This is a genomic window from Pseudomonas sp. CFBP 8772, from assembly GCF_014841665.1.
In the GTDB taxonomy this organism is placed as follows: Bacteria; Pseudomonadota; Gammaproteobacteria; order Pseudomonadales; family Pseudomonadaceae; genus Aquipseudomonas; species Aquipseudomonas graminis_B.
Genome location: NZ_JACYUI010000011.1, coordinates 88,587 through 105,908, shown reverse-complemented (window position 1 = coordinate 105,908; position 17,322 = coordinate 88,587). Strand labels below are relative to the sequence as shown.

16 protein-coding genes are annotated in these 17,322 nt (G+C 59.4%); 6 read left to right on the top strand and 10 right to left on the bottom strand.

The features are described from left to right. Window positions 1–351: 351 nt before the first annotated feature. Window positions 352–1,149 carry a hypothetical protein gene (locus tag IFT99_RS20495; RefSeq protein WP_065986498.1) on the bottom strand — a complete coding sequence of 266 codons (798 nt, stop codon included), beginning with the start codon at window positions 1,147–1,149 and terminating at the stop codon, window positions 352–354. A gap of 307 nt (window positions 1,150–1,456) precedes the next feature. Further along, complete coding sequence (locus tag IFT99_RS20490; protein WP_192134715.1) at window positions 1,457–2,683, bottom strand: MFS transporter; 1,227 nt, start codon at window positions 2,681–2,683, stop codon at window positions 1,457–1,459. A 72-nt stretch (window positions 2,684–2,755) separates the two neighbouring features. On the opposite strand from IFT99_RS20490, the gene IFT99_RS20485 reads away from it, so the two are divergent. Together IFT99_RS20485 and IFT99_RS20480 are read left to right on the top strand one after the other, a co-directional pair. After that, the gene (locus IFT99_RS20485) at window positions 2,756–3,019 is read left to right on the top strand and encodes a hypothetical protein (RefSeq protein WP_192134713.1); all 264 of its coding nucleotides are present in this window, start codon (window positions 2,756–2,758) and stop codon (window positions 3,017–3,019) included. 49 nt (window positions 3,020–3,068) lie between these two features. Further along, window positions 3,069–3,269 (top strand): hypothetical protein, encoded by a 201-nt coding sequence (locus IFT99_RS20480; protein WP_192134711.1) that lies wholly within the window; start codon window positions 3,069–3,071, stop codon window positions 3,267–3,269. A 161-nt stretch (window positions 3,270–3,430) separates the two neighbouring features. Here IFT99_RS20480 and nhaA read toward each other — a convergent pair whose 3' ends face one another. Next, the gene (nhaA, locus tag IFT99_RS20475; RefSeq protein WP_192134709.1) at window positions 3,431–4,801 is read right to left on the bottom strand and encodes a Na+/H+ antiporter NhaA; all 1,371 of its coding nucleotides are present in this window, start codon (window positions 4,799–4,801) and stop codon (window positions 3,431–3,433) included. A 231-nt stretch (window positions 4,802–5,032) separates the two neighbouring features. Here nhaA and IFT99_RS20470 point away from each other — a divergent pair, with 231 nt between their 5' ends. The 3 genes from IFT99_RS20470 to IFT99_RS20460 all read left to right on the top strand — a co-directional run bounded on the left by IFT99_RS20470 (window position 5,033) and on the right by IFT99_RS20460 (window position 9,641). Continuing rightward, on the top strand, window positions 5,033–6,340 hold the full coding sequence (locus IFT99_RS20470) for a DUF2254 domain-containing protein (RefSeq protein ID WP_192134706.1): 1,308 nt from the start codon (window positions 5,033–5,035) through the stop codon (window positions 6,338–6,340). Between the two features lie 39 nt (window positions 6,341–6,379). Continuing rightward, window positions 6,380–7,954, top strand: a complete 1,575-nt coding sequence (locus tag IFT99_RS20465; RefSeq protein WP_192134704.1) for a sensor domain-containing diguanylate cyclase — start codon at window positions 6,380–6,382, stop codon at window positions 7,952–7,954. A 67-nt stretch (window positions 7,955–8,021) separates the two neighbouring features. Further along, a complete protein-coding gene (locus IFT99_RS20460; protein WP_192134702.1) occupies window positions 8,022–9,641 on the top strand; it encodes a methyl-accepting chemotaxis protein in 1,620 nt (539 codons plus the stop codon). Between the two features lie 86 nt (window positions 9,642–9,727). On the opposite strand, the gene cysC is transcribed toward IFT99_RS20460, so the two are convergent. The 6 genes from cysC to IFT99_RS20430 are packed head-to-tail and all read right to left on the bottom strand — an operon-like array spanning window position 9,728 to window position 14,923. Continuing rightward, the gene (gene cysC, locus IFT99_RS20455; RefSeq protein ID WP_192134700.1) at window positions 9,728–10,333 is read right to left on the bottom strand and encodes an adenylyl-sulfate kinase; all 606 of its coding nucleotides are present in this window, start codon (window positions 10,331–10,333) and stop codon (window positions 9,728–9,730) included. A gap of 25 nt (window positions 10,334–10,358) precedes the next feature. After that, window positions 10,359–11,141: a class I SAM-dependent methyltransferase gene (locus IFT99_RS20450; protein ID WP_192134698.1), complete on the bottom strand. Its 783-nt coding sequence runs from the start codon at window positions 11,139–11,141 to the stop codon at window positions 10,359–10,361. Next, complete coding sequence (locus tag IFT99_RS20445; protein WP_192134696.1) at window positions 11,110–12,312, bottom strand: hypothetical protein; 1,203 nt, start codon at window positions 12,310–12,312, stop codon at window positions 11,110–11,112. The genes IFT99_RS20450 and IFT99_RS20445 overlap by 32 nt, the downstream gene beginning before the upstream one ends. 45 nt (window positions 12,313–12,357) lie before the next feature. Further along, window positions 12,358–13,089 carry an SDR family NAD(P)-dependent oxidoreductase gene (locus IFT99_RS20440; RefSeq protein ID WP_192134694.1) on the bottom strand — a complete coding sequence of 244 codons (732 nt, stop codon included), beginning with the start codon at window positions 13,087–13,089 and terminating at the stop codon, window positions 12,358–12,360. Continuing rightward, on the bottom strand, window positions 13,086–13,823 hold the full coding sequence (locus IFT99_RS20435) for a sulfotransferase-like domain-containing protein (protein ID WP_192134692.1): 738 nt from the start codon (window positions 13,821–13,823) through the stop codon (window positions 13,086–13,088). The genes IFT99_RS20440 and IFT99_RS20435 overlap by 4 nt, the downstream gene beginning before the upstream one ends. Continuing rightward, window positions 13,820–14,923, bottom strand: a complete 1,104-nt coding sequence (locus IFT99_RS20430) for a transaldolase family protein (RefSeq protein ID WP_192134690.1) — start codon at window positions 14,921–14,923, stop codon at window positions 13,820–13,822. Before IFT99_RS20430 ends, IFT99_RS20435 begins: the two co-directional genes overlap by 4 nt. A 676-nt stretch (window positions 14,924–15,599) precedes the next feature. On the opposite strand from IFT99_RS20430, the gene IFT99_RS20425 reads away from it, so the two are divergent. Then, window positions 15,600–16,142 carry a cytochrome b gene (locus IFT99_RS20425; RefSeq protein ID WP_167355767.1) on the top strand — a complete coding sequence of 181 codons (543 nt, stop codon included), beginning with the start codon at window positions 15,600–15,602 and terminating at the stop codon, window positions 16,140–16,142. Window positions 16,143–16,189: 47 nt separating this feature from the next. Here IFT99_RS20425 and IFT99_RS20420 read toward each other — a convergent pair whose 3' ends face one another. Continuing rightward, on the bottom strand, window positions 16,190–17,305 hold the full coding sequence (locus tag IFT99_RS20420; protein WP_244657043.1) for an HlyD family secretion protein: 1,116 nt from the start codon (window positions 17,303–17,305) through the stop codon (window positions 16,190–16,192). Window positions 17,306–17,322 lie beyond the last annotated feature (17 nt).

Below are 17,322 nucleotides of genomic sequence, written 5' to 3'. Positions count from 1 at the left end.
TATCGCCAAACGTTTTTTAGACGTCAGGCACTCGGCAGGCGCTGTGCGTGGGCTTCTCAGGTTGACTGCACCTGTCGCTCTCGCTCGGCAACAACATCAGCGCTCAGGCAGCGTCGGGGGGAAGGTTCTCTGGTTCAACTACTTGAGCACTGGCAACTCAAGGGGGCGTTCTCGGACGAGATCAATCTGGTTCGACCTTACTCGCCACAAATTCCCAGGGCTGGCACTGCTCTGGTGGCGTATCTCAAAGACCAGTTTTTACAAGGTTTCTGTTGTCGGAGATGATCCTCAGTACCCTGATTCAGGCCCTGCCAGGCATGTCCCCCAAAAGAAACATGCGGCAGGAATCGTTTAGAGCATGCCCGCTACGTTGCGCACCTCTTCGGGTGCCGCTTTGGTTTCTGACAAGGCGCCGGCATAGGCGCCAGCCGCCATGGCTGCCGGGTTGCCGCCACCGCCGATCAGGCCTTCGGCCGCGCCTTTGGCGGTGTGCACCCCGCCTTCGACCCCGCCTTTGATCATCCCGCCAGCGCTGCCATCAGACTCACCGATCCCCGTCATGACGTTACTCAAGCCGGGGACCATCCACAGCGCTTTGCCCACTTCGCCAGCGGCCGATGCCAGTCCGTTCTTGTCATCGCCTTTCTCCGCCACAGGGGCGTCCTTGGTCTGGGTGCGGGCAGAATCGCCGGCGGAATGCGCACTCGCCCCGCCACCGAACGGCTGCAACAGCGCCCCGATTAACTTATCAAGCAGCTGCATCAAGGGAGAAGACGGCTTCGAGGCCTCACCGTTGTTGCTCAGCCCCGGGCTTTGCTCAGCCAGAGACTGGTTTTGCAAAGCGGCCGGCGCGCCACTCCCGGCAGGGCCGCCATAGTTGACCGCGCCTGTGGGGGACTGAGCGGCGTATTGGGAATTCTGCGTGCTTTGGTCAGCCCGATAGATGGCCGCGCCGCCGCTGGCCAGAGCCCCGGTACCTTGGGCCACGTTGCTGAAGTTACCGGTGGCGCGGCTGCCGCCGTTACCGGAGTCATTGGGGCTATTCGTCGGTTTGCCCGCGTCGGGCGTCGGTTTGGCGTCCGGCTTGGAGGCATGGGGGGTAATGTCAGGCGTCTTGGGCGACGAGGCGCCGATTCCGGGTAATTTCACGTTTTTTCTCCAAACTGAAAGGTCGGTTGGCAGTGCCCCAAGCCCACTCTTGGCCGCTTGCACAGGTGCAGGCGTGTTGGATGTTGTCACGGGGCGATCGCTGTGAGGTTCGCGTGGTGAGTGGGTTGCCCTTGTGTGGCGCTGGAGGGCCGATCGGTTCCGCGCACAGAGCAATGCAACCACGCGCTTTCGCTCTTTTTTTAAACGCCTCGTAGTCGTGGGGGCAATGCAAGCACTGCGGGCGGGCGTCAGGCGCCCGCTTCAGGCTCACCGACTACAAATGGCAGTACACAATCCCGTGGCGACCTCAGGAACGAATCCTCGCCCCCGAGATACCGTGCAGCAAAACCGCAGACGCCACGAACGCCAGCGAAGCGCCCACGACATTCGCAAAGTACCCGGTGCTCAAGCCATAGAGCCAGGCACTCAACAATCCCCCCAGCGTGCCGCCCGTTTGGTAGACCGCGTTGAGCGATGAGTTAAGACTTCCCCTGCGCGACGCTTCAACCAGCCCCATGGCATCGCCCAGGATCAACGCCAGCATCAGGTCTCGGCCGAACGCGAAAGCCATGTAGGCGGCGCCTTGCGTAAACGGCGAGCCCTCGCCCCATGGGATCACCTGAATCACCACCGCGATCGCCATCGAGGCGACGGCGCACAGGCGCAACGGATTGTTGAACCGACTGGCAAGCCTGGCGGAAAGCATCGCGCCGAACAGTCCGCCGACCTCGCCAATAAAGATGACCGAGCCGACGGTATCGACGCCGAATGAGGACAGGCCGTGCTGCACCAGCCAGCTCGGATACAGCCCCAGAAAAACGTACACGCCAATCGACCAGCAAAAGTACGCCGCCATTAGCGGGCGGGTGCCGGGACTGGCCGACAGCGACGTCAAGCGCTCCTTGTACATGGCTCGGCTTATTCTGGAAGAAGACAACGAAGCTGAAGGCGGTGTCGGAAAGGTAAGCGCCAGTCCGGCAAGGGCGGCGCAGACAAGCGCGAGGCCAATGACCGTGACTTGCCACGACAGCAGCCCTCCGACGACAACGCCCATCGACAGCGAGCACAAAAAGGCAATGGGCGCGGCGGTGGTGACATACCCGGCTGCCCTGGTGCGTTTGGGCTCGGGGACATAGTCCGCCAGGGCGGCGAAAATCGACGCGCCAATCATCGGCATGAACAGCCCTGTCGCCGCCCGACTCAGCACGATCATCGAAGCGCTATGGGATGCGGCGGTGATCAGCAGCGTGCAGCAGCAAGCAGCCCCTCCCACCGTGATAAACAGCTTTCTGCCAAAGCGATCAATCAGCGGACCAAGGGCGAGATTGCTGATCAGCGCCACGACCGGAAAAGCGGCCAATATCCACCCTGACTCACTGGAAGAAAGGTGCAGATCACGCTGAATAAAAGGCAGCAGCGGGATCATCATCACCACGTTGAAGTTAATGATGAAAAACGCTGCCCAGAGGATTCCGGTCACCAGCACGTGTTCCCCCTTGTGCGCGTGGGCGTGACATTGCCAAACGACTTCCATGTTGCGGAACTTTGTCTACGCTGAAAAGCGATGGGGTCATGAGGACCTCGACGTTCGCTCAGGAGTATTACCATGCACAAGCTCGTTTCGTCTGCACTCATCACTGCACTGATGACTGCGTCCGTTGTTCCTTTGGCCCTCGCCGAAGACGACGTGGCAAAAGGTATCCGTCACGACAATCGGGAGTTGGACAAGGGCGTAGAACACGATGCCAAGGAAGCCGACAAAGGCGTCAAGCACGACGCCAGCGAAGTGGATAAAGGCGTTAAACATGACGACGAGGAACGTCATAAAGCGGATAAGCATGTGGATAAAGAAGTCAAAAAACATCTCTGAGTGCGCTGATTTCCGCTCATCAAAGGCTGTGATTTGAAAGGAATTGTCGATGCGTTTTCTTTCTTTATCGCTGCTTATCACACTTATCGTCACCGGACCTGCATTGGCCAAGGATGATCATCACGAATGCGAAGCGGCATTCGACAAGCTGAAGGCAGAGACGGAGGCAGACTTCACCTCGTCATGTCACCATGAGCATCAGCAGGCCAAAGCGGCCAACAAGGCGTTGGCGCACATAAAGCAGAAGTAACTGCGCGCTCAACGGCATGACTTGGACTCCTCTGCTCGGTTCAAATAGCCACGGGGCCTGCGCTTGCATTCAGGTCTTCTCTTGGGTATGCCGACGCATCGGGCAAGGGCAGTCAGTCCAGCGCTGCCCAGTGCCTGGAGAGTTCTTCACAAGACGAGCAATCAACTATCTGAGGCCTGGGGCACGGCAGCTGAACGAAACCTGGCCCTGCCCCACGCCAAACCCAGCATCGCCGCCACTGTGGAAGCGGCGAGCACCCCAAGCTTGGACGCCGCCAACAAGCCAGGATCGCTGAACGCCAGTCCTGAAATGAAAATCGACATGGTAAAGCCGATGCCTGCGAGAAGTCCTACCAACCCAACGCCCGCCCACGTGACGCCTTCCGGCAGTTCGCAGACCCTTAGTTTGACCAACGCGAAGCTGGCCATGATGACGCCCAACGGTTTACCCACTATCAAAGCGCTCGATACCCCGACAAACACGCCATGCGCCACCGCATCCTCCAGGTTGACACCCTTCAGACTGACCCCGGCATTCGCCAGCGCGAAAAGCGGCATGACGCCGTAAGCGACCCATGGGTGCAACCCTATCTGAACGCGCTGGACCGGGGATAACACCTCCCGCTCAGCATGACGCAGTTGTTTCAACGGCCTGGCTGCGGCCTTTGGGTCCTGCTGAGTCTGTGACAAACGCTCCATCAGTTCATGGAAAGTACGCCCAATCGTATCCAGCGGCCGCTCGCGCAGAGGCTTTGAGTGGACCGGTGTCATCAGCCCCAGGACAACGCCAGCAAGGGTTGGATGAACGCCGGTCTTCAGCAGTCCAAACCACACGATCACTCCCGGAAGGACATAGGCGTAGGCTTTCCCGATGCCCATGCGTTGAAATATCAGCACGAGCAACAACCCGCCAGCTGCGATGACCAGCCCCAGGCAATCCAGACTCGCGGTGTAGAAAATCGCAATGATCAGGATGGCGACAATGTCATCAATGATGGCCAGGGCCAGCAGCAGGATCCTGACTGAGCCGGGGATTGCTTTACCCAGTAAAGCAAGGACTCCGACGGCAAAGGCGATGTCGGTCGCCGTCGGTACGGCCCAGCCATTGGCGGCTGGAGTACCGACATTGAGTAGGGTGTAGATGAAGGCCGGCACCATTACCCCACCGAGCGCAGCGCCCAATGGGAGCGTAGCGAGCTTGAAGCTCGACAGCGCACCATCGTTTATTTCTTGACGGATTTCAGCGCCCACCACAAGGAAGAACACTGTCATCAGCCCGTCGTTGACCATGAAATGCAGTGAGCGTGAAACGCTGAACGGCCCCAGACCCAAGGTCAGTTCGGCGTTCCAGAAGTGCTCGTACGACGCCGCTATCGGACTGTTTGCCCAGATCAGCGCGACGATCGCCGCCAACAGCAGTGCAATGCCGCTTACAGCCTCGATATGGGAGAAACGTTCCAGCGCTGCAAGCGCACGCTCAGTTAGAACCTGAGGACGAGGAATAGCGGGCGGTGCTGATCTTTTACTGGCCACAGTCAAGCTCCACTGGCGGCCCGACCAGCGTGTGCTTTTAACCTGCGCATCGCTTTATGCAATGGCGCACCCTGCGCGATCATAGGAAGCCAGGCGCGTGGATGCAATGGCTGGCCTTATTCTAGATCCTAATCGCACTGAACCTTGCGTAGCCGGATAAACTCCATTTACCGAGATTATCGGGGATCGAGCCCGCGTCACTCCCCGCCGTTGTCCAAAAAAGGTGTGACTATGATTGCTCGATGGCGATGGATGCTGACGCAACTGACTAAAAAGCTTTGGCTGAGAGCCACTCTGTTTTCGCTGCTGGGCGTTGCCACTGCCCTGATATCAATTCTGGTCAAGGACTCAATTCCGTTTTCGCTGTCCGCCCGCGTAGGCGCCGATGCCGTCGACAAAATCCTGAGCATCATTGCCTCTAGCATGCTTGCCGTAACCACCTTTTCGTTAAGCACGATGGTGACGGCGTACGGCGCTGCGAGCACTGGCGTCACCCCACGTGCAACGACACTGGTCATGGAGGACACGACAACACAGAACGCGCTTGCAACATTCATCGGTTCCTTCTTGTTCAGCCTGGTGGGCATCATTGCTTTGAGCACCGGAGCGTACGGTGCTCAAGGAAGGGTCCTGCTGTTCGCGGTGACCATCCTGGTCGTCATCCTCATCGTTTACACCCTTCTGCGCTGGATTGATCACCTGTCCAGGCTGGGACGCGTGGGCGAAACGATTGACCGCGTCGAGAAAGCGACAATCGATGCGATCAATCATAGAGTTCAATGGCCCTGCCTGGGTGGCAGGGCCTTCCCGCAGGGATGGATTTTACCTCACGGAGCACAAGCCGTTGCCAGCGTATCGACGGGGTACGTGCAACACATTGATGTCAACGCACTGAGTGAGACGGCCAAGGCCGAGGGGATGCAAGTCTTTCTAGACGTGCTTCCTGGCAGCTTTGTACACCTGGGAATGCCCCTGGCGTATCTGGTGCGGCTGAACAGCGTTTCTTCCGAGGCGTGCGACGCTCTTTCCGAGAAAACACGCGCCGCACTGACCATAGGCGTGCGACGAACCTTCGAGCACGATCCCCGCTTTGGACTTTCAGTGCTGTCGGAGATCGCCTCCCGCGCCTTATCACCCGCCGTCAATGACCCCGGCACGGCCATTGATGTCATCGGGCGGGGCGTTCGCAGCCTGACGGCCTGGGGTATGCCTGAATTCTTAGACACGAAGCATGCAAACAGCTGCGATCAGGTGTTTCTGCATGGTTTGAATGTCGACGACTTATTCGACGATTTCTTTGCGCCGATCGCCCGAGACGGCGCCGCCCTCATCGAAGTGGATCTGCGCTTTCTGAAAGCCTTGATCAGCCTTGCTCAGGTCAATCCCGGTTTGTTCAGGGCCGTGTGCGCAAGGCACGCGGATGTCCTATTGAGACGAGCGGAAAGCGCATTGACGATGAACGAGGAGAAGCAACAATTGCGGGCGTTGGCGAGCACCTTGCTACCCATTTCGCCGCAGCTGCCCGCAACGGTACGATAGCTGCATAAAGCGTGCACTAGCCAATTTGATGACGCGCCCATGAAGCCGCTGTACCTGACATCCACCAGGCTTGCCCCATCCGTGCTGACCAAAGCACTGATTGGTTTCATTGCTTTGGTGTGCCTTTCATTGATCTTGGCTACCGCCTGGCAAATGAAACAGTCGCGCAATGAACGCATCGCCACGGCCAAAATTTCGGTTTCGAATATCGTGCTTGCGGCCGAACAGCAAGCGCAGGACACCATACGGCAGGCAGATAACACGCTTCGCGATTTGGCGGAGCGCGTGGAGCACGACGGCGTTGAGGGCGATCAGAAAGTTCGACTCGAAAAGCTGATGACCCAGGCGGTGATGAACGTGGATGGCATTCAGGGGCTGTTCATTTACGACGCCAAGGGTAACTGGGTCGCCAATTCATTGGTCCAGGGCACACCGCTGAACACCAACAGCGACCGCGCCTACTTCCTCTATCATCGCGACAATCCCGATGCGTCCATCCACATCGGCTCAATTGTCGAGAGTCGCAGCACGAGCGACATGGTCATCCCTGTCAGCCGCCGCATCAATGCCGCCGACGGAACGTTTGCAGGTGTCGCGTTAGCAACGGTGCCTGTTGCCTATTTCCAGTCATTTTTCAAGCGTATGGACGTGGACGACAAGGGCGTTATTTTTCTTGCGCTAAACAACGGCGACCTGCTGGCACGGCGACCGACGCTGACCGCACTGATGACGACTAACGTGGCCAAAGGTGATCTTTTCACCCTGTACCTGCCTTACAGCGACAGCGGTAACGCCGTGATCAAGTCCGTCGTGGATGGAGTAGAAAGGATCTACGCCTACCGGCGTGTGGCCGGGTTACCCATCGTCGCTGCCGCAGGCGTGTCATGCGAGCATGTATTCGCGCCGTGGTGGGACTATGCGTACCGGTCAATGGCTTCGATCGCGTTGATCACGTTCGCTCTGGTTTTGCTGGGTTTGCTGTTGTACAGGCAAATTCAGCACCTCATCACGGCGGAAAATGACCTGAACACCGCCAGAACCGAGCTGGAGGTCATTGCCCAGACCGACAGCCTGACCCATCTGCCCAATCGCCGTTGTCTCGACGCGACCTTGCACCGTGAATGGGGCCGTGCTGTTCGAAATAACTCATTTATTTCCATTATTTTGTTGGATATAGACTGGTTCAAGCAATTTAACGACCGCTACGGCCATCTACAGGGCGACGACTGCCTGAGCGAGGTCGCGGGCATTATCGGGGCCTGTATCAACCGGCCCGGCGACCTGGCGGCACGGTATGGCGGCGAAGAGTTTGTGATCCTGCTGCCTGATACACATTTAGAGGGGGCACTGATCATCGCCGACAAGGTCAGATTGGCCATAGAAAATGCGCGCATAGCGCACGCCACCAGCCCCTTGGGCAATGTGACCATCAGTTCAGGTGTGGTGGCGGTCAACGCGCCCGGAAAGGATGGCTACAAAGCCGCCCTGGAAGAGGCAGACCGACTGCTGTATCGCGCCAAAACCAAAGGCCGCAATAGAGTCGAGGGTCAACCGCCACTCGATGACCTCAATGACTTCCCTGCCAGCGTCATCGCTTCCCGACTAGATGCTTAAAGTTTCCAAGCCTGAGTCGATAGCGTTATTGAACATATAAGCCATTAACGGAAAACAGGAATTTCGCATGCGCCTTAGAGATCTCAACCTCGCTCCACGAGCGGCCCTGTTTTTCGCCTCGATTATCTTTTTGGTGTGTGTGATGGGCGTATTTGCAATCCTGCAAATGGGCAAACTGAGGGACTCTGAAAAAGATGTCGAACTCAACTGGATGGCCAGCATTCGACAAACGGCGTTGATGAACAACGCCGCCCTTCGCATCAGACTCGAAACACAGCGAGGCCTCGCAGACCCGCAGTCCATTGAAAAGAATATTGAAAGTTTCGCGGGCTATCGCAAGGCGTTCACCGACGCGGTAGCAGGTTATGAGCCGCTCATCGCCAGTGATAAAGAGCGTTCATTTTATACCCGGGTAAAAAACAGCGCCGATGCTTACGCCAAACAACTGGATATTCTTGCGCCGTTAATGAGAAAAGGCGATATAGCGGGAGCCGTCAACCTCGTAAGTAACGGCATCCGCCCGCTGACGAATACGATGGAAACCCAGATCAAAGACTTGACCACCTTTAACGACGAAGGCGCCGAGCAAGCCGGAAACAACGCAACCGCCTTCTATGACAACGGCCTGCGGCTGGTTGTCGGCCTGATTACAGCTGTCGTCATCCTCACGATTGGCTTGGCATTACTGCTGACGAAAAGCATTACCAACCCGATCAATGATGCGCTGTCTGTCGCCGAGCGTATCGCCGCCAGTGACCTGTCCAGGGAAGTGCTGGTCAGCGGCACTGATGAAGCCGGGCGCCTGTTGAAGGCGCTCTCTCAGATGCAGACAAACCTTCGCGCCACCATCTTGCAGATATCCGACTCCTCCACCCAACTGGCGTCTGCGTCTGAAGAGATGACGGTTGTGACGGAGGAATCAAGTCGTGGCCTTGTTTCCCAGAACGATGAAGTCAATCAGGCGGCCACAGCGGTCACCGAAATGAGCGCAGCCGTTGATGAGGTCGCGCGTAACGCGGAGTCGGCTTCCGAGGAGTCAAAGCGGACCCAGGGCTATACCGAGGTGGGTCTGGCACGTGTGGCTCAGACCCTGATGTCCATCCAGAAGCTGAACGGTAACGTTGAAAACACTAGCGTACAGATTCAAGGATTGTCAGAGCGTGCCCAGAGCATCACTAAAGTGGTCGAGGTGATAAGGGCCATCGCAGAGCAAACCAATCTGCTGGCGTTGAACGCGGCGATCGAAGCAGCACGCGCTGGCGAGCAAGGCCGTGGGTTCGCGGTCGTGGCTGACGAAGTGAGGGCGTTGGCCCATCGTACCCAGGCATCAACCCAGGAAATCGAGCAGATGATTGCGGCCATCCAGAACGATTCTGACCTGGCCGTGAAGGCGATGAATACCAGCAAAGACCTGGCGACCGAATCACTGGGCGTGGCCCAGGAGGCCAGTACCTCGCTGGATCAGATATCCACGGCCATTAGTCAAATTAATGAACGTAACCTGATGATCGCGACAGCCTCTGAAGAGCAGTCCCACGTTGCTCGAGAAGTTGACCGGAATCTGGTCAGCATCCGCGAGCTTGCCATTCAGAGTTCTGCGGGCGCCGCCCAGACAGCAACCGCGTGTGGCGAAATGTCTAAGTTGGCCGTCAATTTGAATCAGTTGGTCAATAAGTTCGTAGTGTAAGTCCAGGGGCGCCCGTTCGCCGCTGAAACCGGCAAAACACATTCACCAGAAATTGTCATTCACCGGCGCCCTTGATCAAGGGGCGCCTACCCCCGCGCCAACAACCAGTCATCAATCATCTTCACCGCCCGTCTCACATCCACTTCATCACTGCGAATATGCAGATCCGGAAACACCGGCGGTTCATACGCTGAATCCACCCCGGTAAACCCCGGAATGCCCCCTGCCCGCGCGCGCCGGTACAACCCCTTTGGGTCCCGGGCTTCAGCCACCGCCAGAGGCACGTCGACAAACACTTCCACAAACCGCGCACTGCCAATGATCGAGCGGGCCAGCTTCCGGGCCGAGCGGGTCGGCGAGATCAGCGCGACCATCACCGTCAGCCCCGCATCAACCATCAACGCGGCCACTTCCGCCACCCGCCGCACATTCTCCTCTCGGTCCTCCGCAGAAAAACTCAGATCGCGGCACAAGCCGTTGCGCACCGAATCCCCGTCCAGAATGCAGGTGGTTAACCCGCGCGCCTGCAGCACCGGGTTCAGGCTGTCGACGATGGTGGACTTCCCCGCCGCCGAGAGCCCGGTCAACCAGATGACCCTCGGTCGGACGGCGGACGGGGCCGGAGTGATCTCGCTGAACGGGTACGGCACCAGGTTGTGGTGCTGCGTCAGCCCAGGATGGCGCGTGCTCATGACCAAACTCCTGCGTGGATCAGCATCAGATGTGGGCTTTGTGAATGACGAAATCCACGTCCATGACGTCGTAGATCGGCTTGAAATCGCCGTAGGCAGACACGGTACGGAACCCGGCCTCTCGCAACTCTTCCTGCAGGTGTCGCGGACGAATCGGGCACACCCGCAGCCGATACTGTGCACCATCGGCAAAGCGATACACGAACTCGCACACCGACTCGTCGAGTTCGCCGAGGGTGATGCTGGCGGAATTGCCGCAGTAGTAATAGCGCCCCGAAGAGGTGAAGCGCCCGGCGAGAATCGCTTCGAAATTGCGCTGATCGATCAGCAGCATTCCGCCGGGTTTGAGCATCTGCCGAAACCGCTTCAACACCGCGATACGCGCGTCGCGGTCGAACAGATGGCAAAGCGAACTGCCGAGGCACAGCACCGCGTCGAACCTGCCCAGTACGCGAGCGTCCAGCGCTTGCCACTCGCAACGGTGGACCGGCACATCGACGCCCAGCCGATCGAAGTTGCGCCGGGCGCGATCCACCATGGTCGCGCTGCCGTCACACGCGGTGACGTCAAAGCCGGCCTTGTGCAACTGCGCCCCATGAAAGCCGCTGCCGGTGGCGGCATCCAGCACACGCCAGGCGCCGGCCTGGCGCAGCAGGTCGAAGAAAAAAGAACCCTCGCCGGCTGCGCGCTTTTCCCAGTCGATGAGTTCGTCCCAGCGCTCGACGAAGTCCGCCACGTACTGGCGGGTGTAGTCGTGATCGGCGATTGCCGATCGGTCAGCAGGCAGAAGCGCGATGACCGGCGCCATGGGCGGCGACTCCTGTGTGGTGGCTGTTGGTGTGGGGAGTGCCTTCTGCGTACGCCAGGTATTTGCTGCCCAGCTCTTCCGCCCACGCCGCAGCGTCACACACGCGCATCTCGGCCATGGCGAAGTTGAGCTCGCGCTGCATGATCTGCCTCTGCACCTCGCCAAACACCGCCGAGCCGTCGGCACGAATCAGCGTGATGCCGTCGAGCCGCTGCCCCGCCTCATTCACCCTGATCGCCTCTTCCCGGGTCACGCCGTATGGCAGGTCGAGCAGGACTTTGCCCATGCCAACCTTGACCGGATAACCGCCGGGCAACCCCTGAGGCCCGGGCCCATGCACCCGCACCTCATGCTCGGCATGCAGGTTTTCCAGCACCGTCACCGCCGACATGGCGGTGAGGTACTGGCCGTCGACGCCGCCCAGCCGGCTGAATTGACGGGCGACGCAATCGAAAATAGCCTCGGGCGCGTGCTCGCCGGTGCGCTCTTCACCGTCGATCCAGTACGTCAGGTTGAAGATAGGCTCCATGCGTTGCGGCGGCAGGCCATGGCGAGGCACGCAATGGCTGAAATAGTGATGCCCGACCAGCTTGGCGCAGACCTGAGTTGGCAGGCAGCCGGACAAATGCGCAATGGCGCTGCGGGTGGCCGGGATCAGGTTGGCGATGTTGCCGATGCCGACGTCGGGCGCCATGCCGACCTTGTAGAGGATCGGGTTGACCGCATCCGGGAACGCCGCGTTGACCACCAGACTTTTCGGGCAGGACTGTTTGACGGCTCGCATCAGTGCGTAGGCCGGCGCCAGGTGCATCGGCAGCCAGGGCCCGAGCTGCGCCTGATCAAGGGCAGCAAAACGCTCGGCCGGCAACTGCGTGATCACCCGCCAGGATTGCAGCGAGGCACAGTTGAGGATGATGTCCGGGCGAATCTTGAGCAGCGTTTCGGCGTTGCGGCTGATGCAGGCTTCGCGCAGGTCCATCTGATGGCTTTCAATCTGAATGTTGACGTTCTGTTGAAGCGCGGCCAGTCGGATCAGGTTGCACATCCGCGTGGCCTTTCCGAGGTCTCGACTGGCGACGTGGAATTCGAACGGGTTGCGCGGGCCCAGGATCTGCAGGACTTGCAGGCACAGGTTGCCGCCGCCAACGATGAGCAGTTTTTTGCGATGCATGGTGTTCTCCCTGAAATACGTGAGGGACGACGGTGTTTTCGATCGCTAGCGCGGGTAGGCGCCGTTATCCACTGCGATGACTTTTCCGGTCAGGTGACGGCTCTGTTCCGACAGCAGAAACAGAATGACGTCGGCCACGCCGTCCGGCTGAATGGGCTCCTTGAGGATTTCCTGGCGCTCGTACTCACGGCGTCGGTGCTCGGGAATACGGTCATGGATCGAGGTGTCGCGAATCAGCCCCGGGGACACAGCGTTTACCCTGATCCGGGGGCCGAAATTCCAGGCGTTCGCCTTGGTAAGGCCGATCACGCCAGCCTTGGTCACGCCGTACCACGCATCCATGCTGCCGACCTCCCCTGCCACCGACGTGATGTTGACGATGCTGCGCGAGTAGTCGGCCGCCGACTCCCGCCGTGCGAAGTCCTTGGACAGATACCCCAGGGATTTGAGGTTGACGGCCCAGATCTCATCCACTTCCGCGTCGGTGTAGTCGTACACACCTTTGCCGTGATAGATCCCCGCGTTGTTGACCAGGGCATACAGCGCCCGGTGTTTGTGAAGGTCGTACAGGTTGCCGATAAACGACTGATAGACGTGCGCCTGGGAGAAGTCAGCCAGGTGGGTTTCCAGTCGGTGCAGGGGCAGGCTTGCCTGAAGCGACTGCAGGCCCAGTCTGTCGCTGTCCGCTGCGATGACGTAGTAGCCCGCCTTGACGCAGGCCAGGGTGGTGGCCTTGCCAATGCCGTTGGCGGCGCCGGTGATCACGATCTTTTTCATGGCTGTCCCTGCTCGGTGAACTGATTCATGCGTTCGTAGAAAGGTCGATGCAGCTGGTCATACGCCATCAGATGGGGATTATCGTGCAGCGGTCGCGGGTCGAAATCGGCGCTATCCGGCATGATCGTGGTGCTGTTCTCGGCGTCCTTGTGCCAGCTGCGCCAGGCTTTCCATTGCTCGGGGCACCTCGCATTCCAGCTCAATGCTTCGGGCAGGAAATCCAGCTGCAGGTGGTCACAAAGCCTGCGCAGGGTGGTTTCCGGATGGCTGGCCAGGTTCTCGGCGTTGACCACACAAGGGGTTTTGCCGGTCAGCCGCCTGACCTCGCAGAAGACTTCGTACAGCGCTTGATGGCCGATGGCGTGCGCCGGCATCTGCGGGAAGATGGCGTGGTGGGAAACAATCGCCCGGGCCGGGTCGCGAACGATGAAGACGTTCTGTTGCTCTGCGAGAAACTCGGCGTCGGCCTTCAGCGGCGTGAGGCAGTGGTAGGCCATATCCTTATGGAAAACGTGAGCGCGCTGGCGGGCGTCGCGCAACAGGGCCTTGATCGCTTCATAGTCACGGGGCATGCCGCAGTTGAGGTCCCCATGGGGAATGGCGGACTGTTCGTCGAAGGCCATGTGCGAAAACGGCTCGTGAAAAACCTCGAAGTCACCGCGCTCGATGAACACCCTTTCGAGGATCGTCGACCGCGAGCGGGGATGGGCCCAGAGGCCGATCATGCGGTTCATGCGCGGCCCTCCATGGTCGTTTTGTGACGCGCGACGGGCGGCGTGGAAACGGGCGGATCAAGCGTGTCGGCGATGAAGCACTGCAGACGCTGCACGCCCAGGCGTGCGTCATTGCCCGCAGTCAGGAACGCCGGATAACGGGCGTATTCGTCCGAGGTCAGGCCGCCCTCAAAGTACGCCTGGTTGAAATACGGAATGGCCAGAAGGCGGTCCAGCACTTTGCCGGGAATCTGCACCCATTCCGTCGCCGGTGCGATGCTGCGCCCGGCCTGCTGACGGCGTACGAGGAATTCGATGAGTTCAGGCGTCAACGTGTACAGCGTGGTGTCGGCGCCGGTGCGCTGCAGGTGCCAGCAATGTTCACGCCCACGCGCATCGGTGTCGACCTTGATACTGCACAGCAACAGTTGCGCCGGTGTCTCGCACCGTCGCATCAGCGCCTGCATCGCCTGGTACACCGCAAGTTCGGCCCAGCGCTTATCCGTCTGGCCAAGGTGGAGGCGACGGCCCCGCGCCTGCCGCTCGAATTCCGGTTCCGCACCCAGCCGGCCGATCATGAAGCTCACCACGTAACGCGCCCGCTCCGTGTTCACACCGTTGGCAAGCGCCCGCTGACGCCCGGCGTGAATGGCCTTGAGGCAGGCATCCAGCTGAGAGACGCTAAAACAGAAGGTGTTATTGATCGAGCAGCCCCGGGCGACCAGTTGCTCGATGGCGCGATAGCCCTGGGCGCTGCCCGGGATCTTGATCATGATGTTCGGCGCCAGCGCCGCCAGTTCGAGCCCGCGGGCCACCAGCGCGTCCTGATTCATCCAGTGCCCGCCCTCGATCTGCGCGGACAGCCAGCCCGTTCGATGCCAGGATTGCAGGAACAGCGGTAGTAACAGCTGCGCGCTGTCGATGATCAGTTGGTCATAAAGCGATCGCAGGCGAATGTCCGCAGGCATGGACGCCGGCAAGGTGTGGAGGAATGATCGGTAGTGGGCTGAATGGGTCACCAACGCCTGCCCCATCAACGCAGGATTTGTAGTGGCTCCGCTGACACCCGCGGCCGATGAACCCAGTGCTTCAGGCAACAGCGCAATAACCGACGACTGCATATCCGGGTAGGTCTGTAATAACCGCCTTTGGCACTGCTTATATATAAGGGGTGAAGAATCGAACCATACTTCCGAATCGGAATTATATGTTTTTAAAAGCTGAACGAAGCCGGAAACATCCATGAGGGTGTCCTTCCCTTTTCGATTAAGTCACGAAGATCAAGGCCCCGGCTGCATACGGGCAAAATGCCAGCTTATTCAAGCTGATAGTCAAGGATCTGAGCCTTCGACACATTACGATGGATCCATTCCCATAACCTGTCAAACGTAATTCGCCGGGATTTTAATGCCAAATTAGAATAAGAAACACTCTTTGTTATTGCTGATATGAAGATGAATCTCTATCAGAATTTCTTCCCTTTTTCGAAGTAACTCAAACGAATGAAAATTAATGTTCAATACAAGATCCAGTGCAAAATTGTATTGATGCGTCATGATTCACAATAAAAGTTACACCCAGGGATCGCTGAATTAATTAGTCATACTACTTATATTAATGAGTGGCCAAGATGTAAGCGTATGTGTCGTCAACACGTTTCTCCGAGGAACAAGCGACGGCTTTCTTGCAGTGCGCCTTGCACGTTCTCCTCGACGACCGTCAGCCATTGGGTTAAGAAAGCGCAGGGGCGGTCACCGCACTGCGCCACTCAAAAAAAACAGACCAAGAGACCTGACCGTGAGCAAACCTTCCGCTACCGAACGCTACAGCTACAAAGCCCGCTGGTTTCACTGGGTGATGGCGATCCTGATTGTGCTGGCGTATGCGCTGATCCTGAGCCGCACCCAGCTGGCCCGTGGCAGTGACGCGCGGACTTTCGTTGTGCAAACGCATTTCTGGGTCGGCATCGTGGTGCTGGTCATGGCGTTTTTCCGCATCGCCGAGCGTCACCGCCACACGCCGCCGGGGATTACTCCGCCCCTGGAAGGCGTATTGCGTCTGGCCGCCACGCTGTCCCATTACGCGCTGTATGCGTTCCTGTTCGCGCAACCGCTGCTGGGTCTGTTCACGGTGCTGCTGGAGCGCGGCGCACTGCCGATCCCCTTGACATCCCTGAGCATTCCCGCGCCGTTCGACCTGTCCAAGGACACCGCCGAAACGCTGGAGCATTACCACGTCTTGCTGGGCACGATTTTCTACTACGTCATCGGCCTGCACGTGATTGCGGCGATCTGGCACCACTTCGTGCGCAAGGACAACACCGTCAAGCGCATGGTGTAGGCCGGACCGTTCATTCGGCGGCGCCGCTTGCGTCAGCCTGCTGCGGATCAGCGAGGATCGACTGAATCCACCCGCCCATCCACCGGATCCGGCGGTACGGCGCCGTCCTGGCTGGTGTCGATGCCGACCACCACCGACATCCCGGGGCGCAGCCGGTCCACGTCGTGCTGGTCGTCGTCGATGGTGATGCGCACCGGGATGCGCTGGGCGATCTTGACGAAGTTGCCGGTGGCGTTGTCCGCCGGCAGCAGGCTGAACTCGGACCCCGCCGCCGGTGAGATGCGCTGCACCCGACCGCGCATCTTCAGGTTTTCCAGGGCATCGACGGTGAAGCTCACCGGCTGGCCCAGGCGCACGTTGGCCATCTGGGTCTCTTTCATGTTGGCGATGATCCAGCGCGGACGCGGCACCAGGGCCATCAACTGCGCGCCGGAATTGACGTACGCCCCCAGGCGCACCCCGATCTGCCCCAGCTGACCGTCCCGAGGCGCGGTAATGCGCGTGTTGGTCAGATCAATCCGCGCCAGCTCGATGGCGGCCTCGGCGTTCTTCACCGAGGCCTCCAGCGAGCCGCGATTGACGATCACCGTCTGCAGGTCCTGACGGGAAATCTCCAGCGCTGCCTTGGCTTCGGCCAGTGCCGCTTTCGCCTGCGCATCCGCGGCGCGGGTCACGTCGAATTCGCTCTTGGACACCGAACCATCGGTCACCAGTGCCTGACCGCGGCGAAGGTCGGCAGCGGCTTTTTCACTCTGCGCCTGGGCATTCGCAACGGCCGCCTGACGCTGGGCGATGGTGGCCTCGGCGCTGCGCCGTTGCTGCAGATTATTGGCCAGTGCGGCCTTCTGGACGCCCAACTGCGCAATGCCCTGATCGAGATGCTGCTGGTAAATCCGGTCGTCGATGCGCACCAGCAGGTCGCCCTTCTTCACCCACTGGAAATCCTGCACCGGCACTTCGTAGACGTAGCCACTCAGCTGCGGGCCGATAAGCGTGGTCTGCCCGCGAATCAGCGCGTTCTCGGTGCTTTCAATCGGGCTGCTGAACGGCGGCAACTGCCAGGCGTAGAGCACCACCAGCACACCCGCCAGGGCAATGCCGCCGAACAGAATCGACGACACCAGGCGTATGCGCGCCGAACGCGGTTGCGTGGTGGCCGGCATGACCGCCGGTGCAGGTG

Excerpts from the sequence above, each read along its gene's own strand:
- IFT99_RS20490 (WP_192134715.1), bottom strand. The coding sequence starts at position 2,683 with ATGGAAGTCGTTTGGCAATGTCACGCCCACGCGCACAAGGGGGAACAC.
- IFT99_RS20485 (WP_192134713.1), top strand. The coding sequence starts at position 2,756 with ATGCACAAGCTCGTTTCGTCTGCACTCATCACTGCACTGATGACTGCG.
- IFT99_RS20480 (WP_192134711.1), top strand. The coding sequence starts at position 3,069 with ATGCGTTTTCTTTCTTTATCGCTGCTTATCACACTTATCGTCACCGGA.
- IFT99_RS20470 (WP_192134706.1), top strand. The coding sequence starts at position 5,033 with ATGATTGCTCGATGGCGATGGATGCTGACGCAACTGACTAAAAAGCTT.
- IFT99_RS20465 (WP_192134704.1), top strand. The coding sequence starts at position 6,380 with ATGAAGCCGCTGTACCTGACATCCACCAGGCTTGCCCCATCCGTGCTG.
- IFT99_RS20460 (WP_192134702.1), top strand. The coding sequence starts at position 8,022 with ATGCGCCTTAGAGATCTCAACCTCGCTCCACGAGCGGCCCTGTTTTTC.
- cysC (WP_192134700.1), bottom strand. The coding sequence starts at position 10,333 with ATGAGCACGCGCCATCCTGGGCTGACGCAGCACCACAACCTGGTGCCG.
- IFT99_RS20450 (WP_192134698.1), bottom strand. The coding sequence starts at position 11,141 with ATGGCGCCGGTCATCGCGCTTCTGCCTGCTGACCGATCGGCAATCGCC.
- IFT99_RS20445 (WP_192134696.1), bottom strand. The coding sequence starts at position 12,312 with ATGCATCGCAAAAAACTGCTCATCGTTGGCGGCGGCAACCTGTGCCTG.
- IFT99_RS20440 (WP_192134694.1), bottom strand. The coding sequence starts at position 13,089 with ATGAAAAAGATCGTGATCACCGGCGCCGCCAACGGCATTGGCAAGGCC.
- IFT99_RS20435 (WP_192134692.1), bottom strand. The coding sequence starts at position 13,823 with ATGAACCGCATGATCGGCCTCTGGGCCCATCCCCGCTCGCGGTCGACG.
- IFT99_RS20430 (WP_192134690.1), bottom strand. The coding sequence starts at position 14,923 with ATGCAGTCGTCGGTTATTGCGCTGTTGCCTGAAGCACTGGGTTCATCG.
- IFT99_RS20420 (WP_244657043.1), bottom strand. The coding sequence starts at position 17,305 with ATGCCGGCCACCACGCAACCGCGTTCGGCGCGCATACGCCTGGTGTCG.